Origin of the sequence: Actinomadura madurae, from assembly GCF_900115095.1 — a bacterium.
In the GTDB taxonomy this organism is placed as follows: Bacteria; Actinomycetota; Actinomycetes; order Streptosporangiales; family Streptosporangiaceae; genus Spirillospora; species Spirillospora madurae.
The window spans coordinates 128,322-148,667 of sequence record NZ_FOVH01000014.1; the positions used below are offsets into that span (position 1 = coordinate 128,322).

18 protein-coding genes are annotated in these 20,346 nt (G+C 72.8%); 10 read left to right on the forward strand and 8 right to left on the reverse strand.

Translation table 11 applies throughout. The features are described from left to right. The first annotated feature begins 116 nt into the window (after positions 1 to 116). Positions 117 to 1,298, forward strand: coding sequence for a trans-sulfuration enzyme family protein (locus tag BM339_RS32975; protein WP_075023390.1), 1,182 nt, complete (start codon positions 117 to 119; stop codon positions 1,296 to 1,298). Positions 1,299 to 1,302: 4 nt separating this feature from the next. On the opposite strand, the gene BM339_RS32980 is transcribed toward BM339_RS32975, so the two are convergent. After that, a complete protein-coding gene (locus BM339_RS32980; protein WP_256255564.1) occupies positions 1,303 to 2,499 on the reverse strand; it encodes a DUF5925 domain-containing protein in 1,197 nt (398 codons plus the stop codon). A 62-nt stretch (positions 2,500 to 2,561) separates the two neighbouring features. Continuing rightward, on the reverse strand, positions 2,562 to 3,347 hold the full coding sequence (locus BM339_RS32985; protein WP_075023391.1) for a lysophospholipid acyltransferase family protein: 786 nt from the start codon (positions 3,345 to 3,347) through the stop codon (positions 2,562 to 2,564). Positions 3,348 to 3,480: 133 nt separating this feature from the next. On the opposite strand from BM339_RS32985, the gene BM339_RS32990 reads away from it, so the two are divergent. Next, the gene (locus BM339_RS32990; protein WP_021593651.1) at positions 3,481 to 4,338 is read left to right on the forward strand and encodes a hypothetical protein; all 858 of its coding nucleotides are present in this window, start codon (positions 3,481 to 3,483) and stop codon (positions 4,336 to 4,338) included. Positions 4,339 to 4,598: 260 nt separating this feature from the next. Here BM339_RS32990 and BM339_RS32995 read toward each other — a convergent pair whose 3' ends face one another. Continuing rightward, positions 4,599 to 5,276: a uracil-DNA glycosylase gene (locus BM339_RS32995; protein ID WP_075023392.1), complete on the reverse strand. Its 678-nt coding sequence runs from the start codon at positions 5,274 to 5,276 to the stop codon at positions 4,599 to 4,601. 257 nt (positions 5,277 to 5,533) lie between these two features. Between BM339_RS32995 and BM339_RS33000 the strand changes: the two genes are divergently transcribed. Continuing rightward, the gene (locus tag BM339_RS33000) at positions 5,534 to 6,982 is read left to right on the forward strand and encodes a WS/DGAT/MGAT family O-acyltransferase (protein WP_075023393.1); all 1,449 of its coding nucleotides are present in this window, start codon (positions 5,534 to 5,536) and stop codon (positions 6,980 to 6,982) included. Here the strand turns inward: BM339_RS33000 and BM339_RS33005 are convergent. Further along, a complete protein-coding gene (locus tag BM339_RS33005; protein WP_218163820.1) occupies positions 6,969 to 7,964 on the reverse strand; it encodes a hypothetical protein in 996 nt (331 codons plus the stop codon). The genes BM339_RS33000 and BM339_RS33005 overlap by 14 nt on opposite strands. A gap of 10 nt (positions 7,965 to 7,974) precedes the next feature. Beyond that, entirely contained in the window at positions 7,975 to 8,895 is a 921-nt protein-coding gene (locus BM339_RS33010; RefSeq protein ID WP_021593655.1) for an NAD(P)/FAD-dependent oxidoreductase, read from the reverse strand. A gap of 64 nt (positions 8,896 to 8,959) precedes the next feature. On the opposite strand from BM339_RS33010, the gene BM339_RS33015 reads away from it, so the two are divergent. Next, positions 8,960 to 9,532 (forward strand): helix-turn-helix domain-containing protein, encoded by a 573-nt coding sequence (locus tag BM339_RS33015; protein WP_075023395.1) that lies wholly within the window; start codon positions 8,960 to 8,962, stop codon positions 9,530 to 9,532. A gap of 16 nt (positions 9,533 to 9,548) precedes the next feature. Next, complete coding sequence (locus BM339_RS33020; RefSeq protein WP_256255565.1) at positions 9,549 to 10,826, forward strand: MFS transporter; 1,278 nt, start codon at positions 9,549 to 9,551, stop codon at positions 10,824 to 10,826. Here BM339_RS33020 and ddaH read toward each other — a convergent pair. After that, positions 10,823 to 11,662: a dimethylargininase gene (gene ddaH / locus BM339_RS33025; RefSeq protein WP_021593658.1), complete on the reverse strand. Its 840-nt coding sequence runs from the start codon at positions 11,660 to 11,662 to the stop codon at positions 10,823 to 10,825. The genes BM339_RS33020 and ddaH overlap by 4 nt on opposite strands. 120 nt (positions 11,663 to 11,782) lie before the next feature. Continuing rightward, entirely contained in the window at positions 11,783 to 13,333 is a 1,551-nt protein-coding gene (locus BM339_RS33030) for a PucR family transcriptional regulator (protein WP_075023396.1), read from the reverse strand. Between the two features lie 132 nt (positions 13,334 to 13,465). Between BM339_RS33030 and BM339_RS33035 the strand changes: the two genes are divergently transcribed. The 3 genes from BM339_RS33035 to BM339_RS33045 all read left to right on the forward strand — a co-directional run bounded on the left by BM339_RS33035 (position 13,466) and on the right by BM339_RS33045 (position 16,427). Beyond that, positions 13,466 to 14,719 (forward strand): NAD(P)/FAD-dependent oxidoreductase, encoded by a 1,254-nt coding sequence (locus tag BM339_RS33035; RefSeq protein ID WP_075023397.1) that lies wholly within the window; start codon positions 13,466 to 13,468, stop codon positions 14,717 to 14,719. 94 nt (positions 14,720 to 14,813) lie between these two features. Beyond that, entirely contained in the window at positions 14,814 to 15,737 is a 924-nt protein-coding gene (locus BM339_RS33040; protein ID WP_021593661.1) for a DUF2637 domain-containing protein, read from the forward strand. Positions 15,738 to 15,818: 81 nt separating this feature from the next. Next, a complete protein-coding gene (locus BM339_RS33045) occupies positions 15,819 to 16,427 on the forward strand; it encodes a hemerythrin domain-containing protein (protein WP_256255566.1) in 609 nt (202 codons plus the stop codon). Positions 16,428 to 16,498: 71 nt separating this feature from the next. Here BM339_RS33045 and lpdA read toward each other — a convergent pair whose 3' ends face one another. After that, positions 16,499 to 17,902, reverse strand: coding sequence for a dihydrolipoyl dehydrogenase (gene lpdA / locus BM339_RS33050; RefSeq protein WP_024935433.1), 1,404 nt, complete (start codon positions 17,900 to 17,902; stop codon positions 16,499 to 16,501). Positions 17,903 to 18,188: 286 nt separating this feature from the next. On the opposite strand from lpdA, the gene BM339_RS33055 reads away from it, so the two are divergent. Next, positions 18,189 to 18,833, forward strand: coding sequence for a hypothetical protein (locus tag BM339_RS33055; protein WP_143118704.1), 645 nt, complete (start codon positions 18,189 to 18,191; stop codon positions 18,831 to 18,833). A 56-nt stretch (positions 18,834 to 18,889) separates the two neighbouring features. Next, a complete protein-coding gene (locus BM339_RS33060; RefSeq protein WP_021593665.1) occupies positions 18,890 to 20,299 on the forward strand; it encodes an MFS transporter in 1,410 nt (469 codons plus the stop codon). Positions 20,300 to 20,346: the final 47 nt, after the last annotated feature.

Genomic DNA, 20,346 nt, shown 5'->3' on the forward strand with positions numbered 1-20,346 from the left:
GCCCCGGCCGGGCCGGTGGTCCGGCTCCGCGACGCACGGCAGCGGGGGGCGTGGTCCGGGCCACTGGTCGGAATTGGCCGTTTCCGCCGCTCGGGCGGCGGGCACAGGCTGGGACCATGACCGGACACCATCCGCAGACCCGCGCCGTCCACCCGCCCGTGATCACGCCGGAGGGCAGCCGCCCGCTCGGCGTCCCGATCTACCAGGGCCACCTGTTCTCCTTCGACGCCGCCGACGAGCTGGCCGCCGCGTTCCAGGGGCCGGACGAGGCGTTCTTCTACGCCCGGATGGGCAACCCGACCGTCCGCTCCCTCGAACGGGCGCTGACCGAGCTGGAGGGCGGCGCCGGCGCGCTCGCCACCGCGTCCGGCATGGGCGCGGTCAACGCCGTGCTGATGGGGCTGCTCCGCGGCGGCGACCACGTCATCGCGCAGACCGCCCTCTACGGCGGCACCTACGCGCTCCTCCAGGACCTCGCCGCACGCTGGGGCGTCGACATCACGTTCATCCCCGGCGACGACCCGGCCGAGGTCCGCGAGGCGCTGCGCCCCACGACCCGCCTGCTCTATCTGGAGACGGTCGCCAACCCCACCACGCACGTGACGGACCTGCCCGCGTTCACCGAGGCCGTCCGCGGGACGGGCGTCCTCACCGTCGTCGACAACACCTTCGTGCCGCTGCTCTGCCGCCCGATCGGGCACGGCGCCGACATCGTGATCCACTCGACCACGAAGTACCTCGGCGGCCACGGCGACATCATCGGCGGCGCCGCCGTCTTCGCCGACCCGGCCGTCCACCAGCGCGTGTGGGACCACGCCGTCGAGCTGGGCGCCACCGCCGACCCGTTCGCCGCCTGGCTGGCCGTCCGCGGTCTCGCCACGATGCCGCTGCGCGTGGCGCGGCAGAGCGCGTCCGCGCTGGACCTCGCCCACCGCCTCGCCGCGCACCCGTCCGTCACCCGCGTCCACTACCCGGGACTGGACGACCACCCCCAGCACGAGGTCGCGCGCCGCCTCCTCCCGGACGGCGCCGGCGGCGTCCTCGCGTTCGAGCTGACCGGGGGCCGGGACGCGGGCCGCACCTTCTCCGAGGCCGTCGAGCTGATCTCCCTCGGCCCGTCCCTCGGCGCCGTCGCCACGCTCGTCATGCACCCGGCGAGCACGTCGCACCGGCAGATGGACGCGGCGTCCCTCGCCGCCGCCGGCATCGGCGAGGGAACGGTGCGCCTCTCCGTGGGCTTGGAACACCCGGGCGACCTCTGGGCCGACATGGAGCAGGCCCTCCAGAAGGCCACCTAGCCGCTCAGAGGTAGAAGCCCGTGTCCGTGGCAGGGGCGCTCTCGGACTCGGGGCGCTTCTCGCCCTTGCGGAGGGCGGCGAGCTCGGCGAGGGTCGCGCCGTCGGCGCCGATCTCGGCGGCCGATACGTCCGTGCCGTCCAGCCAGGAGAGGGACTCGGCGCGGGTGAGGCGGCCGACCTCGATCTGCGCGAGGCAGCGGCCGGGGCGGACGACCGCCGGGTGCAGCATGGCGAGGTCCTCGTTGGTGGTGATGGCCACGAGGACGTCCCGGCCCTGGCCGAGCATCCCGTCGGTGAGGTTGAGCAGGCGCGACAGGCCCTGGCCCGTCGACTGCTTGGCCTCGCCGCGGATCAGCTCGTCGCAGTCCTCCAGGATGAGCAGCCGCCAGCGGCGGTTCTCGTCCTCGTCATCGCCGACCGCGACCTCCATGAGGTAGCTGGGCGTGCCGAACAGCGCCTCGGGATCGAGGACGCAGTCCGCCTGGCACCAGTCCTTCCAGGAGCGGGCGAGGGCGCGCAGCGCGGTGGTCTTGCCCGTTCCGGGCGGACCGTGCAGGAGCAGCAGGCGGCCGGAGACCTCGTCGCGGGTGAGGCTCATCACCTCGTCCAGCGCCTCGGCGACGGACGAGGTGTAGTTGCGCCGGATGCCGTCCCAGGAGTCGGCGGTGATGGCGCGCTCGCTGCGGACCGGGCCGTGCGTCCCCATGTGCCAGAAGCCCATCTCGACGCTGGTCTCGTCCACCTTCGGCGGCTCGGTCGCGTCCTTCACCGACGCGTCGAGGACGGTCTCGGCCAGCTCTTCGGTGACGGCGGACACCGCGACGTACGCGACGCCGCTCTTCCAGCGGTTCGTCAGCAGCGTCCAGCCGTCACCCTCGGCCAGCACCGACTCCTTGCCCTTCTCGTGCGCGACCCGCACGAGCCGGGCGTCGTCCGGGCGCAGCGGCGCCTCGGCCCGGACGTTCTCCAGCCGCGTCGACCGCGACCAGGGCTGCTCACCGGACGCGAACGGGCGCAGCGACAGCACGTCCATCACGTCGGCGGGCGAGTTGTTGTCGGACAGGTTGAAGACCACGGGCAGCGCCGGCTCCGAGCCCAGGGCGGTGCTGGGGGCCGTCGTCCCCTCAGCGAGATCCGTGACGTTCCCCCCGGGCTCGATCAGATGCAGGACCTCCTGCGGCCTCTCCCGCGACATGGTCATGGCATCGATGATCACGCGCGGTGGCGGACCGCGTCCACCGAATTAGCCGGGCGGGCCGACCGTCAGGCGCCGCCGTCCTTGTCCGCCTCGCCGGCGGCGCGGTCCGCCTTGCGGGCCTCGGCCTCCTCCATGTCGAGCTTGTCGGCCTCCTCCGGCGTCGGCGCCGTCCCGCCGAGGTAGGCGGGCTGCCACCACGTCTCGTCCGAGCGCGGGACGTCGGGGTACTCGCGCTGCGCCTTCTCCAGCAGCTCCGACATCCGCGCGCGCAGGTCGCGGGCGACCTGGTCGTAGTCGTCGCCGCGCTTGGGGTGCATCGGCTCGCCGACGAGGATCGTCACCGGTACGTTGCGCTGGAGCAGCCGGCGCTTGCGGCCCTTCGTCCACAGCCGCTGCGGGCCCCAGAGCGCGACCGGGACGAGCGGCGTCTTGGACGCCACCGCCATCCGCACCGCGCCGCTCTTGATGTCCTTCACCGTGAACGACCGGCTGATCGTCGCCTCCGCGAAGACGCCGACGACCTCGCCGCCCTTGAGCGCCTTCAGCGCCGCCGCGTACGAGGAGGCGCCCGCGTCCCGGTCCACCGGGATGTGGTGCATGCCGCGCATCAGCGGCCCGGCGATCCGGTTGTCGAAGATCTCCTTCTTCGCCATGAACCGCACCAGCCGCTTCGCCGGGTGGGCGGCGACGCCCGCGAAGATGAAGTCGAGGTAGCTGACGTGGTTGCTGACGAGCACCGCGCCACCGGTGCCGGGAATGTTCTCGGTCCCTTCGATACGGAACTTGATGTTCAGGGCCTTGAACACACCGAGGGCCGTCTTGATCACCGGTGGGTACACGATTTCGGACATGTGAGCACCGTACTTGAGCAGCTCATGATCAGCGAGTGTGAGCCGGGGATGTCGATGCATCGCACAACCGGCCCCAAACCTGAGAAGGTGGGGAGTGACGTGATCCGCCGATGGCTGAGGGAGGATGAGCCTCATGGAACCGTTGGACGCGGCGGCGGACGTGCACGCGCTCATCCGCGACGTGCTGCCCGCCCTGGCGCCCAGCGCCTGGTTCGACCCCGGCACCTCCGAGGTGGTGCTGCCCGTGGGCCGGTCGGAGGCGCGCGCCTCCAGCTGGACGGTGCTGGAGCGCTGTGCCCGCGAGCCGCGCTCGGCCTGGCCGAAGGTGGTGGACGAGTGGGTCCGCGAGGTCGGCGACCGCGCCTTCCTCGCCGTCGGTGAGATGGAGCTGTTCGGCGACGTCCGCGAGCTGCTCCGCCTCCGCATCGTGCCGAAGCTCGCGCCCCGCGACCGGGAGGGCCTGGTCGTCGTCCCGGCCGGCGACCACTTCGACGCGATGGTGATGATCGAGCACCCGCGCTACGGGGGGCCGCTCACCAAGGCCCGCGCCGGTCTCCTCGGCCTCCACAAGCTCGGCTATGTGATGACGAACACCCACGACCGGGAGCTGGCCGACGTCTCCGTCCACGACCAGCCGCTGCTGCCGGGCCGCAACGTCCGGGTCGTCACCAAGCCGGGCAGCCGCTACGTGTCGGCGCTGCTCAGCGAGGTCGACCAGTTCCTCCCGTGGCCGAACGAGCACGGCGCCCTGGTCGGCGTCCCGTGCCACAGCACGCTCCTGCTGTACCCGATCACCTCACGCTCCGTCCGCGACGTGCTTCCCGTCTTCGCCGACGTCGTGGAGGAGATGCACGCCGCCGCCGACGACCCGTGCGCTCCGGGCGTCTACTGGAGCCACGGCGAGCGCCGCCTGACCCCGCTCCCCGCCCACCTGCCCCCCGAGGGCACCGACGAGTTCGCCCTCCTCCTCCGCAAACTCCCCGAAGACTGATCCAGGCGCTCGCCCTCCCGGGCGAGCACACACTTCGCACCCTCTTGGACGAGGACAGTTCACACCCTCTTGGGGTTCGAAGCTCAGCCGGGGTCACGGGCAGGCGCGTGGAGCGAGCGCAGCGAGCGGAGCGCGCATGCCCGTCGAGCCGGGCGACCGCAGCGACACGTCACAGACCTGCACGGTCACAGAAGGCCGCACCGTGGCGTGAGGATCGACCGGCTCGCAACGGGGGTTCCAGGGGGTCGCCCCCCTGGGAGTTACGGCAACTTCCAGTCGACCGGTGGGGCGCCCTGTTGCTCCAGGAGCTGGTTGGCTCGGGAGAAGGGGCGGGAGCCGAAGAAGCCGCGGTCGGCGGACATGGGGCTCGGGTGCGGGGACTCGATGCACGGGACGTCGCCGAGCAGCGGTTTGAGGTTGCGGGCGTCGCGGCCCCACAGGACGGCGACGAGGGGGCGGCCGCGGCCGGCGAGGGCGCGGATGGCCTGCTCGGTGACCTCTTCCCAGCCCTTGCCGCGGTGCGAGCCGGGCTTGCCGGGCATGACGGTCAGGGACCTGTTGAGGAGGCAGACGCCCTGCTCCGTCCACGGGGTGAGGTCGCCGTTGGAGGGTTCCGGGTGGCCGAGGTCGGCGCAGTACTCGCGGTAGATGTTCACGAGGCTGGCGGGCAGCGGCCGGACGTCCGGGGCGACGGAGAAGCTGAGGCCGACCGGGTGGCCGGGGGTGGGATAGGGGTCCTGCCCCATGATGAGGACGCGGACGTCGTCGAACGGCTGGGTGAACGCGCGCAGGATGTGGTTCCCGGCGGGCAGGTAGCGGCGGCCGGCGGCGACCTCTGCGCGCAACCAGTCGCCGGCGGCGGCGATCGTCCCGGCGACCGGCTGCAGCGCGGCCGCCCACCCCGCTTCGACGATCTCCGAGAGTGGTCGTGCCGTCATGGCGCACCACCCTAGTGCGATGATCTTGGTGCCACCCGGAGAACACCCCTTTGAGCTGGGTTGTGAAGTTTTCTGACCACATGAGGTCGAGAGCCGGGCAAATGTTTTCAAGGCCCGCGGAAAGTGGCCGGTGAACTGGGTGAAACGCCCCGTTAAGTCGCTGTTACTTCCTGGCGGCCCACGTTGACCTGCGCTCCTGGAGCGCATAACTCTCAGAGAGGTAAGGACGGCGCAGGACGAGCGGACGGGACGAGAGCATGACCCAGCTGACAACCGTGGACGCCACCTTCCTCCATGCCGAGAACGGCACCACGCACGCCCACATCGCCGGGCTGGGCATCGTCGACGCGGCGTCCTGCACCGGGGGGCGGCTCACCGTCCCGCTCGTCGCCGAGCTGATCCGGAGCCGCGCGCACCTCGCGGCGCGGCCGCTGCGGCAGCGCCTCGTCCAGGTTCCGTTCGGGCTGGACAACCCGTACTGGGAGGACGACCCGGACTTCGAGCCCGAGCGGCACATCTCCGAGATCGGGCTGCCGCAGCCCGGAACGGCCCGGCAGCTCGGCGACATCGTCGCGATGCTGCACGAGCAGCCCCTCGACCGGTCCCGCCCGCTGTGGGAGATGGTCCTCATCCAGGGGCTCGCGGGCGGCCTGACCGCCGTCTACGTGAAGGTGCACCACGCCGCGGTCGACGGCGTGATGGCCGCCGAGACGCTCGCCGCCCTGCTCGACCTGTCGCCCGAGCCCCGCGACCTGCCCGCGGACGAGACCGCGCCCGCCCGCGCCCCCGGCACGGCGGGGATGCTCGGCACCGGGCTGCTGAGGGCCGCGCTGCATCCCGTCCGGTCCGCGGTGGCGGCCGCGCGGACCGCCCCGTACCTGGACGAGATCCCGGGGCTGTCGTCCGTCCCGGGCGTCGGGCTCGTGTCGTCGGCGATGCAGGGCGCCCTGCGCCGCCCCGAGCTGCCGAGGGCGCCCCGGGTGAGCGCGCCGCCGACGCCGTTCAACCGGCCGATCGGGCGCCGCCGCTCCGTCGCGTGCGGCGAGCTTCCGCTGGAGGAGATCAAGGAGATCCGGCGGGCGCTCGGCGGCAGCGTCAACGACGTGGTGATGGCGCTGTGCGCGACGGCGCTGCGGCAGTGGCTGGACAAGCGCGGCGACCTGCCGGAGACGCCGCTGGTCGCGGCCGTGCCGGTGTCGCTGCGGCGGCGCGCCGGCGCGGCGGCGGTGCCGGGCAACCAGGTCTCGATCATGACGGCGCCGCTGGCCACGCACGTCCCGGACCCGGCCGAGCGGTACGAGCTCGTCCGGCGCGACATGGACGTCGCCAAGCGGCGCTTCACCGGCACGTCGGGCGGCTGGGTGCGGGACATGAGCGGGCTCCTCCCGCCGCCCTTCGCCGGCGCGGTCACGCGCCTCGCGCTGCAGGCCGCGCCCGCGGTGTCGCTGCGCCCGGTCAACCTGATCATCTCGAACGTGCCGGGCCCGCAGTTCCCGCTGTACCTGTGCGGGGCGAAGGTGCGTGCCTACTACCCGATCTCCGTCATCACGGACGTCTCCGGCGGCCTGAACATCACCGTGTTCTCCTACGACGGCAAGGTGGACGTCGGCATCGTCGCCTGCCGCGACCTCGTCCCCGACCCGTCGGAGATCGTGGACCACCTGGTGGACGCGCTGGACGAGCTGAAGGCGCTCAGCCGCGCGTGAGCCCGAGCGCCGCCCGGTGCCGCCACGCCAGGCGCAGCGCGGCGGCGCCGGCCGGCTGCATCGGCCGCGGGACGGTCCCGTCGAACGCCGCCGTCGACACCTCGCCCTCGTCGTTGACCGCGACCAGGCCGCCGAAGAGGTCGGAGAACAGGGCGGCGTCCATGACGACGGCGGTCAGGAGGTCGAGCGCGAACGTGAGCGGGTCGACGCCGAGCCCGAGGAAGAAGGCGCGGATCCGCCCCTCGGACCGGGCCGTGGTGAGCGTCCGGTGGAAGGGCCACTCGTCCTGGACGAAGCCCTCGCCGTAGTCCTCCGCGCCACCGAGGAACTCCTCGGCGTACTCGCGGACCATGCACCGCCACATGTCGGGCGCCTCGTCGCCGAGCGGCTGGAAGACCCCGACCGGCATCACCTGGTAGAGCCCGCCGGCGTGCGCGACCTTCGCCGGGTCGCGCCAGTGCAGGACGTACTCCGCGGACGTCGTCACCGTCACCGTCGTGATCGCGGGCAGCGCCGCCCGCCGGGCAAGGTCGCACGGGTCGCCGACCCGGGTCCGCAGCGGCAGGCCGTCCGCCCCGGCCGCCAGCTCGTGCGCGGCGGACTCGCCCACGTTCACCGCGTCGAAGTAGCGGGCGGGTCCCAGGCGCAGCACGGAGGGAGCGGCGGCCAGCAGCCGGTAGCTCGGACGGTCTTCGAAGACTCTCGGCGGCGCGAGGGCGGCCATGGTCTCGGCGTACGTGCGGTAACCGGGCGGCAGGCCGTCGGACGGGTCGGCGACGGCCGGAGCGGAGGGACGGGCCTCCCACTCCAGCCGGACGTCCTCCAACGGAACCGGTGCGTCCGGAATCCATCCGTCCCGGCACAGCAGCGAGGTTCCCGCGACGCGCGGCACGTCCGGATACAGGCCGCTCGCGACCTCGCCGAGCCGCCCGCGACCGGCGTCGAGCGCCGCCCGCGCCCGCCGCCACCCCCGCTCGTCCACGCCGCCCACCCTAGGCGGCGATCTTGCGGGCGACCTCCTCCTCGACGAGGTCGGCGTTGACCATCGCGGCGGCCATCGCGCCGGCGGCGGCCGCCATGATGACCTGGCCCGCCGGGAGCACGACGTTGCCCGCCGCCCACACGCCCGGGACGCTGGTCCGCCCGGTCGCGTCGACCTTGACGAAGCCGTCGTCGCCCGTCTCGCAGCCGAGGTCGGTGAGCGGCCCGTCCTTGGCGACCCATTCCGGCGCGAGGAACACCGCGTCGCAGGGGAGCGCCGGCCCGCCCGCCAGTTCGAGCCCGGTGAGCCGGTCGTTCTCGACGACGGCGCGCTTCACCTCGTCCGCGACGACCGGGATGCCGCGCGCGTCCAGGCGTGCCGCGTCCTCTCCCTCGGGGGGCCGCGAGGCGACGAACGTCACGTCCGCCGACCACTGCCGCACCAGCGACGCCTGATGGATCGAGTTCGGGGACGTCCCCAGCACCACGATCTTCTTGTCGCGGACCTCCCAGCCGTGGCAGTAGGGGCACATCTGCACCTCGCGCCCCCACCTCTCCTGGAGGCCGGGGATGGCGGGCAGGACGTCGGTCACGCCGGTGGTGACCAGCAGGCGGCGGCCCTTGAGCCGGCTCCCGTCGGCCAGCGTGAGGACGAAGCCCTCCTCGGCGCCCCCCTCCGCGCGCGTGACCCTCCCCTCGACGATCTCGCCTCCGTAGCCGCGCACCTCGGTGCGGCCGGTCTCCAGCAGGAGGCCGGGCGGCATGCCGTCCCTGGTGAGGAAGCCGTGCATGTGCTCGGCCGTCGCGTTGCGCGGCTCGCCGGCGTCCACGACGGTGACGGTGCGGCGAGCGCGGGACAGGGTCAGCGCGCCGCTCAGCCCGGCGGGCCCGCCGCCGATGATCAGTACGTCTCGTTCGCTGTTGTCGGTCATGCCGCGAGCGTGCGCGGTGGGCCGCGGATTTGACAAACTTCTTTGCCGATCCTGCAATTGCCGCATGGAGACCACCGAGGACGTCCTCGCCGGGGTCGGGCCGAGGCTCCGGCGCCTGCGCCAGGAGAGAAACGTCACACTGGCCGCGCTCGCGGAGACCACCGGCATCTCGGTGAGCACGCTGTCGCGGCTGGAGTCGGGCAAGCGGCGGCCGAGCCTGGAACTGCTGCTCCCGCTCGCGCAGGCGCACCAGGTGCCGCTGGACGAGCTGGTCGGCGCCCCGAACGTCGGCGACCCGCGGATCAGGCCGCGCCCGCAGCGCATGAACGACATGATCGTGCTGCCGCTGACCAGGCGTCCCGGCGGCGTCCAGGCGTTCAAGATGATCATCCCGGAGCGGCTGCCGGAGCCCGACCCGCGGGTCCACGAGGGCTACGAGTGGCTGTACGTCCTGAACGGCCGGCTCCGCCTCTACCTGGCCGGACGCGACATGGTCCTGGAGCCGGGGGAGGCCGCCGAGTTCGACACCCGGCTGCCGCACTGGTTCGGCGGCGCCGGCGGGACCGTCGAGGTGCTCAGCCTGTTCGGGCCGCAGGGCGAGCGGCTGCACCTGCGCGCCCGGCCGCGACAGTCGTGACATACATTGGGTATCCGTGCATACCGCCCAAACCCCCCTGGCATCCCTGGAAAAAGAGAAGGCCGCCCCGATCGCGTGGGCGCTGTGGAGCGTCGGCGTCGTCGCCTACGCCGTGGCGGTACTGCACCGGACATCGTTCGGCGTCGTCGGCCTTGAGGCCGTCCACCGGTTCGACGCCTCAGCCGGGATCCTCGCGTCGTTCACCGTCCTCCAGCTGCTCGTCTACGCGGGCCTGCAGATCCCCGTCGGGCTCCTGCTCGACCGCCTCGGCCCACGCCGGATGGTCGCCGGCGGCGCGCTGCTCATGGCCGGCGGGCAGGCGCTCATGGCCGTCTCCACCGACATCGGGACGGCCGTCGCCGCCCGCGTGATGGTCGGCGCCGGCGACGCCATGACGTTCATCAGCGTCCTCGGCATCGTCGCGACCTGGTTCCCCGGCCGGTACGTCCCGGTCGTCACCCAGCTCACCGGCCAGCTCGGGCAGCTCGGCCAGGTGCTCAGCGCGATCCCGCTGGTCGCGCTGCTGCACGGGCCCGGCTGGGGCACCGCGTTCGGGTCGGCCGCCGCGCTCGGCGCCCTCATGGCGGTGCTGTCCGCCGCCTTCCTGCGAAGCGGGCCGGGCCGCGCCGAGGTGCCCACGCTGCGCCAGACGGGCGCCAACCTGGCCGCGGCGTGGCGCCACCCCGGCACCCGCCTAGGGCTCTGGTCGCACTTCGTCACCCAGTTCCCGGCCCACACGTTCGCGCTGATGTGGGGCTACCCGTACCTGGTGTCGGGGCAGGGCATGCGGCCGTCGGCGGCGTCGACGCTGCTGACGCTGTTCGTCCTCGTCAACGTCGTGTCCGGGCCGCTCATCGGACGGCTCGTCGCGCGCTACCCGCTGCGCCGGTCGTGGCTCGTCCTCGGCATCGTCGCGCTCGGCGTTGGCGCCTGGACCGCCGTCCTCGCCTGGCCGCCGCCCGCGCCGTCCTGGCTGCTGGTGCTGCTCGTCCTGTGCGTCGCGCTCGGCAGCCCCGGCTCGATGATCGGCTTCGACTTCGCCCGGACGTTCAACCCGCCCGGCCGCCAGGGCACCGCCACCGGCATCGTCAACGTCGGCGGCTTCTGCGCCTCCCTCGTCACGATCCTGCTGATCGGCATCGTGCTGGACGCGCTGTCGCCGTCCGGCGAGTTCACGCCCGGCGCGTTCCGGGCGGCCTGGACCGTCCAGTTCGCGATCTGGGCGATCGGCGTGGCGGGCGTCCTGCGCACCCGCACGCTCGCCCGCCGCCGCCTCGCCGTCGACCGGCGCTAGGAGCGCAGCTCCAGCGTGCAGCACTTGGGGCCGCCGCCCGACTTGCGCAGCTCCGACAGGTCCACCGGCACCGGCTCGTACCCGTGCTCGCGCAGCGTGCCGATCAGCCCGGCCGCCTCGGCGTTGACGACGACGTTGCGCCCGTCGGACACCGCGTTGAGCCCGAGCACCGCCGCGTCGTCCTCGCCCGCCAGGATCGCGTCGGGGAACAGCCGCTCCAGCACCGCGCGGCTCCCGGGCGAGAACGCGCCGGGGAAGTACGCCACGTTGCCGCCGTCCAGGGGGAAGAGCGCCGTGTCCAGGTGGTAGAAGCGCGGGTCGACGAGCCGGAGCGTCACCACCGGGCGGCCGAGGAACTCCTGCGCCTCCTGGTGCGCGGCGATCTCCGTCCGGAATCCCGTCCCGGCCAGGATCACGTGGTCGAGCGTGAGGAAGTCGCCCTCGCCCTCGTTCGTGTACTCCGGCTCCAGGACCTCGGAGAACCCGTTCTCCACCATCCACTTGGCGTACGCGGGGCCTTCGGCGTACCGCTCGGGATACATGAACTTCGCCCCGTACACCCGCCCCCCGACGACCAGCGCGCCGTTGGCCGCGAACACCATGTCGGGCAGCCCCTCGATCGGATCGATGAGGCTCACCTCGTGCCCGAGCGCGTGGTACGCGGCCCGCAGATCCTCCCACTGCGCGACGGCCTTCGCCGCGTCCGCCCCCGCCGCCGGATCCATCCACGGGTTGATCGCGTAGGTGACGGCGAAGTGCTCGGGCCGGCACATCAGGTAGTGCCGCCGCAACGCGGTCCGGACGGTGCTCGGCTCCGCTGCGGGCATCACGGTCATAGGTGTCTCCAGGGCTTCCGGGAAGGTGATCGCTCGATCGGAAGCCTAAGAAGAGCGAGACGGGAATCCAATGCGCCAACCTTGCGCTGACCAGGCATTTCGTTGCGTGTTCGACCGCCATCACGGCGTTTCGTTGCGCGCTCGGCCCCGGTCGAGGAGGGCGGTGAGCTGGAGGCGGAGGGCCAGGCGGGTCCGGGAGGACGAGAGGTCCGCCGGGGTCACCTCGGTCATCCGCCTCAGCCGGTGGCGGAGGGTGTTGGGGTGGACGTCCAGGGCCTCGGCCGTGCCCTTCGGGTCGCCGTAGTGGTCCAGCCAGGCGGCGAGGGTCGGGAGGAAGGCCGTTCCGTGCTTCTCGTCGTGGGCGCGCAGGGCGGGAAGCGGGCCGCCCGGAAGGTCGGCGCCCACCGCTCTCCTGGCGCGTTCGACGGTGACGGCGTCCCAGGCGTCCTCCAGCAGGACCGTTCCGGGGGAGAGGCGGCCGGCCGTGATGAGGGCGGCGAGCTCGGCGGCCTCCGCGCGGGAGCGGGGCAGGTCGGCGGGGGAGTGCGCGAGGCCGCCCGCCGCCGCGTACAGGGCGCGATCGTGCGCGCGGACGCGGGTCAGGGCGTGCCGCAGCCAGGGCATCGTCCCGGCGGTGTCGCGGCCCGGCGGTTCCGTCAGCACCGCGAAGAGGGTGCCGTCGAGGTCGGTGAGCAGCGGGCGGTGCCAGCCGAAGCGCTGCACGACGGCGTCCCACAGGTCGAGGCGCCGGCGGACGTCCTCGCTCTCGTCCCGGCCGCCGAGGACCACCGCGCGCCACGGCGGCGGTTCCGGGACGGGCCGCGTGCCGTCCCGCAGCGCGGCGCGCAGCTGGTCCGCCGACACGCGGCGCGCGACGCCCGCCTCGGCGCGCAGGCGCAGCAGGTGCAGGGCGAGGACGGACGCCAGGTCGGTGAGCCGCCCGACCCGGTCCGGCGGGATCGGCGTCCTCGCCACCACCCAGATCGAGCCGAGCCACTCGCCTCCGGCGCGGACCGGGATCACGAGGCGGGGCAGCATGCCGTCCGGGCCCTCGGGGACGAGGATCGGGTCGCTCGACCGCGCCAGCTTGCGGAACACGCCGGAGGCGCGCAGGTGCGCGATGACCTGCGGCGGGACGCGCCGCCCGACGATCGTGGACACGCGGGCGGGGTCGGTGCTGTCCTGGCGGCCCGAGTAGGCGAGCACGCGCGACCGGGCGTCCTCGACCGTGACCGGGGCGTCCGCGATCTCCGCCGCGGTGTCGGCCAGCGCGAACAGGTCGTCCTGGGGGCCGGACCGGCCGGGGAGCGCCGCGTGGGCGCGGTCGACGGCGCCGCGCACGAGCCAGATGACATGCGTCCAGGAGGCGTCCCGCTGCAGCTCGATGAGCGCAGGCCCGAGCCGCCGCGCGGCCTCGACGACCTCGGGTTCGGCGGCGAGCGGCGCCTTCAGCACGACGCCGGCCGCGCCCGCCGCGCCGGCCCGCTCCAGCAGCTCGACGGCCTCGGCCGGGCCGGTCACGCCGGCGCCGAGGACGATCTCGCCCGGCTGCCCGGCCGCCTCACCCGGCTCGGCGAGGACGACGTCGTGCACCTGGGCGTCCCGGCCGGACGCCACCGGGCGCAGCAGCCCCGGGCCCAGCGCGTCGACCAGGCCGGTCACGCTGATCATCGGCGACCTCCTCCCCTCCATTGTGCGCTTCGCAACACGACGGCCGGTCATATTGGCCGAACTGAACAGAGGCATCGGCGCGCGGGCGTACCACCATCGAGAGTGACGAGGTTCACGAGGAGAGGAGTCGCCATGGCCGCCGACGCGGCGCCGCGCCGGGTCGCCGTGGTGGGCGCCGGCATGGTCGGCCTGTCCACCGCATGGTTCTTGCAGGAGCACGGTGCCGACGTCACCGTGTTCGACAAGCGGGACGTCGCCGCCGGGGCGTCCTGGGGCAACGCCGGCTGGCTGACGCCCGGCCTCGCGACCCCGCTGCCCGAACCGGCCGTCCTCTCCTACGGCGTGCGCGCGGTGCTCAGCCCGTCGTCGCCCGTCTACGTCCCGCCGAGCGCCGACCCGAACCTGCTCAAGTTCCTCGCCGGGTTCGCCCGCAACAGCACCGCCGCGCGGTGGCGGCGCGCGATGGAGTCGCTCGTGCCGATCAACGGCCGGGCGCTGCCGAGCTTCGACGCGCTGGTCGAGGGCGGCGTCGACGCCGAGACCCGCGACGCGGCGTCCTTCTTCGCCGCCTACCGGACGGCCGGGGAGCGGCGCGTCCTGCTGGAGGAGATCGAGCACATCCGCGCGGCGGGGCAGGAGCTGGAGTACGAGGTCCTGGACGGCGACGCGGCCCGCCGGCTGGAGCCCGCCCTGTCCGAGGAGGTCGGCGCCGCGATCCTGCTGCGCGGCCAGCGCTTCATCGATCCCGGGGTGTTCGTGCACGCGCTCGCCGACTCCGTCCGGGACCGGGGCGGCAAGATCCGGACGGGCGCGGCGGTCACCGACATCGCCCACCAGAAGGGCAGCGTCTCGGTCCGCACCACGGGGAGCGACTTCGAGAAGTTCGACACGGTCGTGCTGGCGAGCGGCGTGTGGCTCGGCGACCTCGCCCGGCGGTTCGGCGTCCGCTCCCTCGTCCAGGCGGGCCGGGGCTACAGCTTCAGCGTGCCCATGGACCGCGTCCCCGACGGCCCGGTGTACTTCCCCGCCCAGCGCGTCGCCTGCACGCCGCTCGGAGACAGGCTGCGCGTCGCCGGGATGATGGAGTTCCGCCGCCCGGAGGCGCCGCTCGACCCGCGCCGGATCAGGGCGATCGTCGACGCCGCCCGCCCGCTGCTGCGCGGCGCCGACCTGGACGCCCGGCAGGACGAGTGGGTCGGGTCCCGGCCCTGCACCCGCGACGGCCTGCCCCTGATCGGCGCGACCCGCTCCCCGCGCGTCTTCGCCGCCGGCGGGCACGGCATGTGGGGCATCACCCTCGGCCCGGCGACCGGGAACCTGCTCGCCGAGATGATCGTCACCGGACGCCGCCCGCGCGAGCTGGACCCCTTCGACCCGCTCCGCTGACGCCCGGGACGGCTGGGGGATATTGCCGGTTTCGTCCCGGACGGCGCTGTACCGTCACTGGGTGATCTAGACACCCCCGTGGCGGGAGGAAGCGATGGACGAGGCGCGGACGGTCGAGCCGCTGACCCGGGCGCAGCGCGTCCTGGCCGGGGTCGGCGGCCTGTTCTTCGCCGGTCTCGCGGGCCTGGGCGGCTACGGCTCGTTCGCCTCCGTCCAGGACGTCGCCGAGCCGTGGTTCGGCGACCAGGCGTGGATCGTCCCGGCCGGGGTCGACCTCGGCATCCTGGCCCTGGTGTCGGTCGCGCTGCTGCTGGAGTGGCTGGCCATGCCGATGCCGGCGCTGCGCTGGATGGCGTTCGCGTTCACCGCCGCCACCGTCTGGCTCAACGTCTCCGCCGCGCACGGCGACGTCACCGGCATGGTCATGCACGCCGCGATGCCCGTGTTGTTCATCACGTTCATCGAGGCCGTCCGGCACGCGATCCGCCGCCGCGCCGGCATCGCCGCCGGGACCGTCCGCGAAGGCATCCCCGTCGCGCGCTGGCTGCTGGCACCGTTCTCGACGTTCCGGCTGTGGCGCCGCATGGTGCTGTGGCAGATCACGTCCTACCCGCGGGCGCTGACCGCCGAGCAGCGCCGCCGCCACGCCCTGGCGCTCCTGGAGTCGCACTACGGCCGCAAGTGGAAGGCCAGGGCGCCCGCCGACGTCGTCTGGATGCTGTCGGACGGCGTCATGCTCGACCAGGCCCTCGCCCGCGTCACCGAGCTGACGGCGCCGAAGCCGGCACCGGAGCCCGTACCGGAGCCGGCACCCAGGCCGCAGCGGCGGAAGGCGCCGCCCAAGAAGACCCAGCGGGTCCCGCGCAGCGTCGCCACCGACAACGAGGCCCGCGCCCTCGCCATCATCGACGCCGAGCCCGGCATCACCGGCGCCGAACTGGCCCGCCGCCTCGGCATCAGCTCCCGTCAGGGACAGCGCCTGCTGAGCCGGCTCGCGAGCCCGGCGCCCACGTCCTGAGCGCCACGTCCTGAGCGCCACGTCCTGAGCGGTCACGTTTCCTCCTCCTGCTCCGTCAGTGCAGTGAACGAAGGAGGAAACGTGAGCAATTACGAGTGGACCCCGATGTACGCCATGCACGATGCGCTGCGGCGGGAACTGGAGCGCCTCGCGAAGGCCACCGCCCGCATGGGCGACGACCCCCGGCGCGTCCTGGCCGCCGCCGCGGGCTGGGAGCTGTTCAAGACGGCCCTGCACGCCCACCACACCGCTGAGGACCAGGCGCTCTGGCCGGTGCTGTCCAAGTCGCTCGCAGACCGTCCCGACGACCTGGCGCTGCTGGAGGCGATGGAGGCGGAGCACGCCGCCATCGATCCCGTCATCGAGGCCATCGACACGGGCACCGGACCCGTCGCCGACCTGGTCGACGCCCTCGCCACCAACCTGACCGCGCACCTGGCCCACGAGGAGAAGGAGGCGATCCCGCTTATGGACGCCACCCTGACCCTCGAACAGTTCCAGAACTTCGGCAAGGTCCACGGCGAGCGCGTCGGACCCGACGCCCCGCGCGTGATCCCGTGGATGCTCGACGGCGCCGGCGACGCGGTGGTGGCGTCCCTGCTCGGGGTCGCGCCCCCGCCGGTGCGCGCCGCCTACGAGGGCGAATGGCGCCCCGCCTACGAGGCCCTGACCCTCTGGCCCGCCTCCTGAGAGGCCCTCCTGTAGAAGAAGGGCCGCCGCCGCGGATCCCGTCCGCGGCGGCGGCCTCTCGTCTCCGGACCTCAGAGGTTGATCATGTGCCCGGCCAGACCGTGCACGGCCTCCTTCATGGCCTCGCCCAGGGTCGGGTGGGCGTGCACGTTGCGGGCCACCTCGTGGACCGTCAGGTCCCACTGCTGGGCCAGGGTCAGCTCGGGGAGCAGCTCGGTGACCTCGGGGCCGATCATGTGGGCGCCGAGGATCTCGCCGTACTTGGCGTCGCTGATCACCTTGACGAAGCCGTCGCCCTCGCCCATGCCGAGCGCCTTGCCGTTGGCGCTGTAGGGGAACTTGGCCGTCTTGACGTCGAAGCCCTGCTCCTTGGCCTGCGCCTCGGTGTAGCCGAAGCTCGCGACCTGCGGCTGGCAGTAGGTGGCGCGCGGGATCATGATGTACTCGAGCTCCATCGTCTCGGCGTCCGCGATGGTCTCGGCCGCGACGATGCCCATGGCCTCGGCGGCGTGCGCGAGCATCAGCTTGGCGGTGACGTCGCCGATGGCGTAGATGTGCGGGACGGACGTGCGGCAGCGGCCGTCCACGTCGACGGCGCCGCGCTCGGTCAGCGCCACGCCGGTCTTCTCCAGCCCGTACCCCTCCACGTTCGGCTGGAAGCCGATCGCCTGGAGCACCTTGTCGGTCTCGATGACCTGCTGGGCGCCGTCCTTGCCGGTGACGGTGACCTTCACCTTCTCACCCGAGTCGTCGATCGCGTCCACCCGGGTCGAGGTGAGGACGTCCACGCCGAGCTTGCGGTACCGCTTCGCCAGCTCCTTCGACACGTCGGCGTCCTCGTTCGGGACCATCCGGTCGAGGAACTCGACGATCGTGACCTTCACCCCGTAGTTGTGCAGGACGTAGGCGAACTCGACGCCGATGGCCCCCGCGCCCGCGATGACGATGCTCTCGGGCAGCTCGGAGCTGAGGATCTGCTCCTCATAGGTGACGACCCGCTCCGACAGGGACGTGCCCGGCAGCAGCTTGGTGTGCGCGCCGGCCGCGATGATGCAGTTGTCGAACGTGACCGTCTCGCTCGACCCGTCCTGCCGCGCGACCTGCAGCGTGTTCGGGTCGGTGAACGTGCCCCGCCCGTCATAGGACGTGATCTTGTTCTTCTTCATCAGGAACTGGACGCCCTTGACGAGCTTCTCCGAGACCTGGCGGCTGCGCTGGTAGGCGACGCCGTAGTCGAAGGACACGCTCCCCTCGACGTTGATCCCGAACGTCTTCCGCTCCTGGGTGACGATGTGCGCCAGCTCCGCGTTGCGCAGCAGCGCCTTCGAGGGGATGCACCCGACGTTGAGGCACACCCCGCCCCAGTACCTCTCCTCGATGATCGCCGTCTTCAGCCCGAGTTGCGCCGACCGGATCGCGGCGACATATCCACCCGGGCCCGCGCCCAGGACCACGACGTCAAAGTGTTCGCTCATGTCCATGGACGATATTCGCCCCGAGCTCGTGTTCGCATCCCGGCGGTGTGAGCCGGGTGCCCGGGGCGCCGCGTGGGAGGCGAGGGTCACGCCCTGTTAGTGTTTCGAACGGTCTCCCGCCGGTCATCATGTCGCGGGAGCGGGGCGGCGCGCCGGCGGCGCGAGCCCGGGCCGTCCCGGCCGCGGAGCCCGGCGGTGCACTCAGGATCAGCGGTGCCGCGGTGTGGAACATCCTGTCGCGGCCCGCTCGTTGTTCCCGTTCTGAGCCGAGTGGAGGAGAAGGCGAGTGAGGATTCCCAAGCGCGTGAACGCCGTCCTGGACTGGATGGAGCAGCACTTTCTCGCGCTTGCGATCGTGGTCGCCCTGGTCGTGGTCGCGCTGGTGGCCCTGCTGGCGCCGACGGCCGTCGGCTTCCCGGTCGCGGGCTTCGTGCTCGGCGCGGCGGCGGGCGGCCTGCTCGTCCACGTCCGGCTGAGCCGCCGCATCGCCCGCGCCCGCGCCGACGTGGACAACCTGCTCCGCGAGAACGGCGCGCTGCGGCACCGCAACACCGTCCTCGCCAGCGGCGTCATCACCCGGGAGGCGCAGGAGACGCAGGCGCTCGTCGCCATTCCCGAGGACGACCTCCTGCTGGACGAGCCGGACGCCGACCCGCAGAAGACCGCCACCCTCGACGAGCTGCTCGACGGCGGCGACGACCCGCAGACCACCGACGAGCTGCCGGACCAGGACGCCGCCCCCGAGACGGAGGAGCCCGAGGCGGTGGAGCCCAAGGGGGAGAAGCCCGAGGGCGAGAAGTCCGAGGCGAAGGAGCTCGGCGACGGGGACCCGCAGCGCACCACCGTCCTCCCCGAACTGCCGGGCCTCCTCGGCGGCGGCGAGGAGGAAGAGGACACCGTGCGCACCCGGCGCAGGACGCGCAAGGCCTGACCTGCGCTCGGTGACCGTGCCACGGCAGGGCGTTAGCTTCGCCGATCATCGGGCAGATGCAGCGCGTGAAAAACACGGTGAACGCGGCTGCCGGACAGGGCCCCGAGGATGGTGAGGGCGTCTCCCTCTCCAAGGAGCAGAAGTCGAGCGAGCAGGCCGTGCACAAGGCCGTGATCGCCTCCGCGATGGGCAACTGCATCGAGTGGTTCGACTTCGGCGTGTTCAGCGCCGGGGTGATGACCGCGATCATCGGCACGGTGTTCTTCCCCGAGGGCGCGAGCGGCAGCGCGTCGCTGCGCTCGTTCGCGCTGATCGCGGCCGCGTTCCTCGCCCGCCCGTTCGGCGGCCTGTTCTTCGGCCCGCTGGGCGACAAGCTCGGCCGCAAGCGGGTGCTGGCCGCCACGATCATCCTGATGTCGGGCTCCACGTTCGTGATCGGCATCCTGCCCGGGTACGGCACGATCGGGATCGCCGCGCCGCTGCTGCTCCTCGCGGTCCGGCTCGTGCAGGGCTTCTCGACCGGCGGCGAGTACGGCGGCGCCGCCACGATGATCGCCGAGTACTCGCCCACGCACCGGCGCGGCTTCTTCGGCAGCTACCTGGAGCTCGGCACGCTGAGCGGCTACATCCTCGGCGCCGGGCTCGTCCTGGCGATGGACCTCGCGCTCAGCGAGGAGGCGATGAACGGCTGGGGCTGGCGGGTGCCGTTCCTCATCGCGCTGCCGCTCGGCGCCGTCGGCCTCTACGTCCGGACGCGGATCGAGGACACTCCGGTCTTCCAGCACATGGAGCAGGAGGGCAAGAAGGCCCAGTCGCCGCTGAAGGAGACCCTGGCGCGCTACTGGCGCATGATCCTGATGCTGATCGGGATCGTGTTCCTGCTGAACGTCGCGGACTACACGCTGCTGACGTTCATGCCGTCCTACCTCGTGGACTTCCTGGACATGAACGACACGACCGCGCAGCTCATCACCATCGGGGTCGAGGCGGCGATGATCGTCGTGATCCTGCCGCTCGGCGCGCTGTCCGACCGGATCGGCCGCAGGCCGCTCCTGATCACCGCCGCGGTCGGCTACCTCCTGCTCTCGTGGCCGGCGTTCGCGCTGATGCAGACCCACAGCGCGTTCGGCGTCGCCGCGGGCTACGCCATCGTCGGCGGCCTGCTGGTGCTGATCCTCGCGGTGATCGGGGCGACGTTCCCGGCGATGTTCCCGACCCGGGTGCGGTACGGGGCCTTCGCGATCGGCTACAACATCTCGACGTCGCTGTTCGGCGGGACGGCGGCCGTGCTGATCGGCTCGCTGATCGACGTGACGGGCTCCAACTACGTCCCGGCCTACTACCTGATGATCGCCGCGCTGGTGGCCCTGGTGCCGATCCTCAAGATCCCCGAGACCGCGGGGGTGCCGATCGAGGAGGCCGGGAACGAGCGCGTCCCGGAACCGGCGGGTTCCGGGACACGGTGAACGGAGCGGTCAGCGGGACCGGGCGAAGCGCCGGCGGGCCCAGCCCG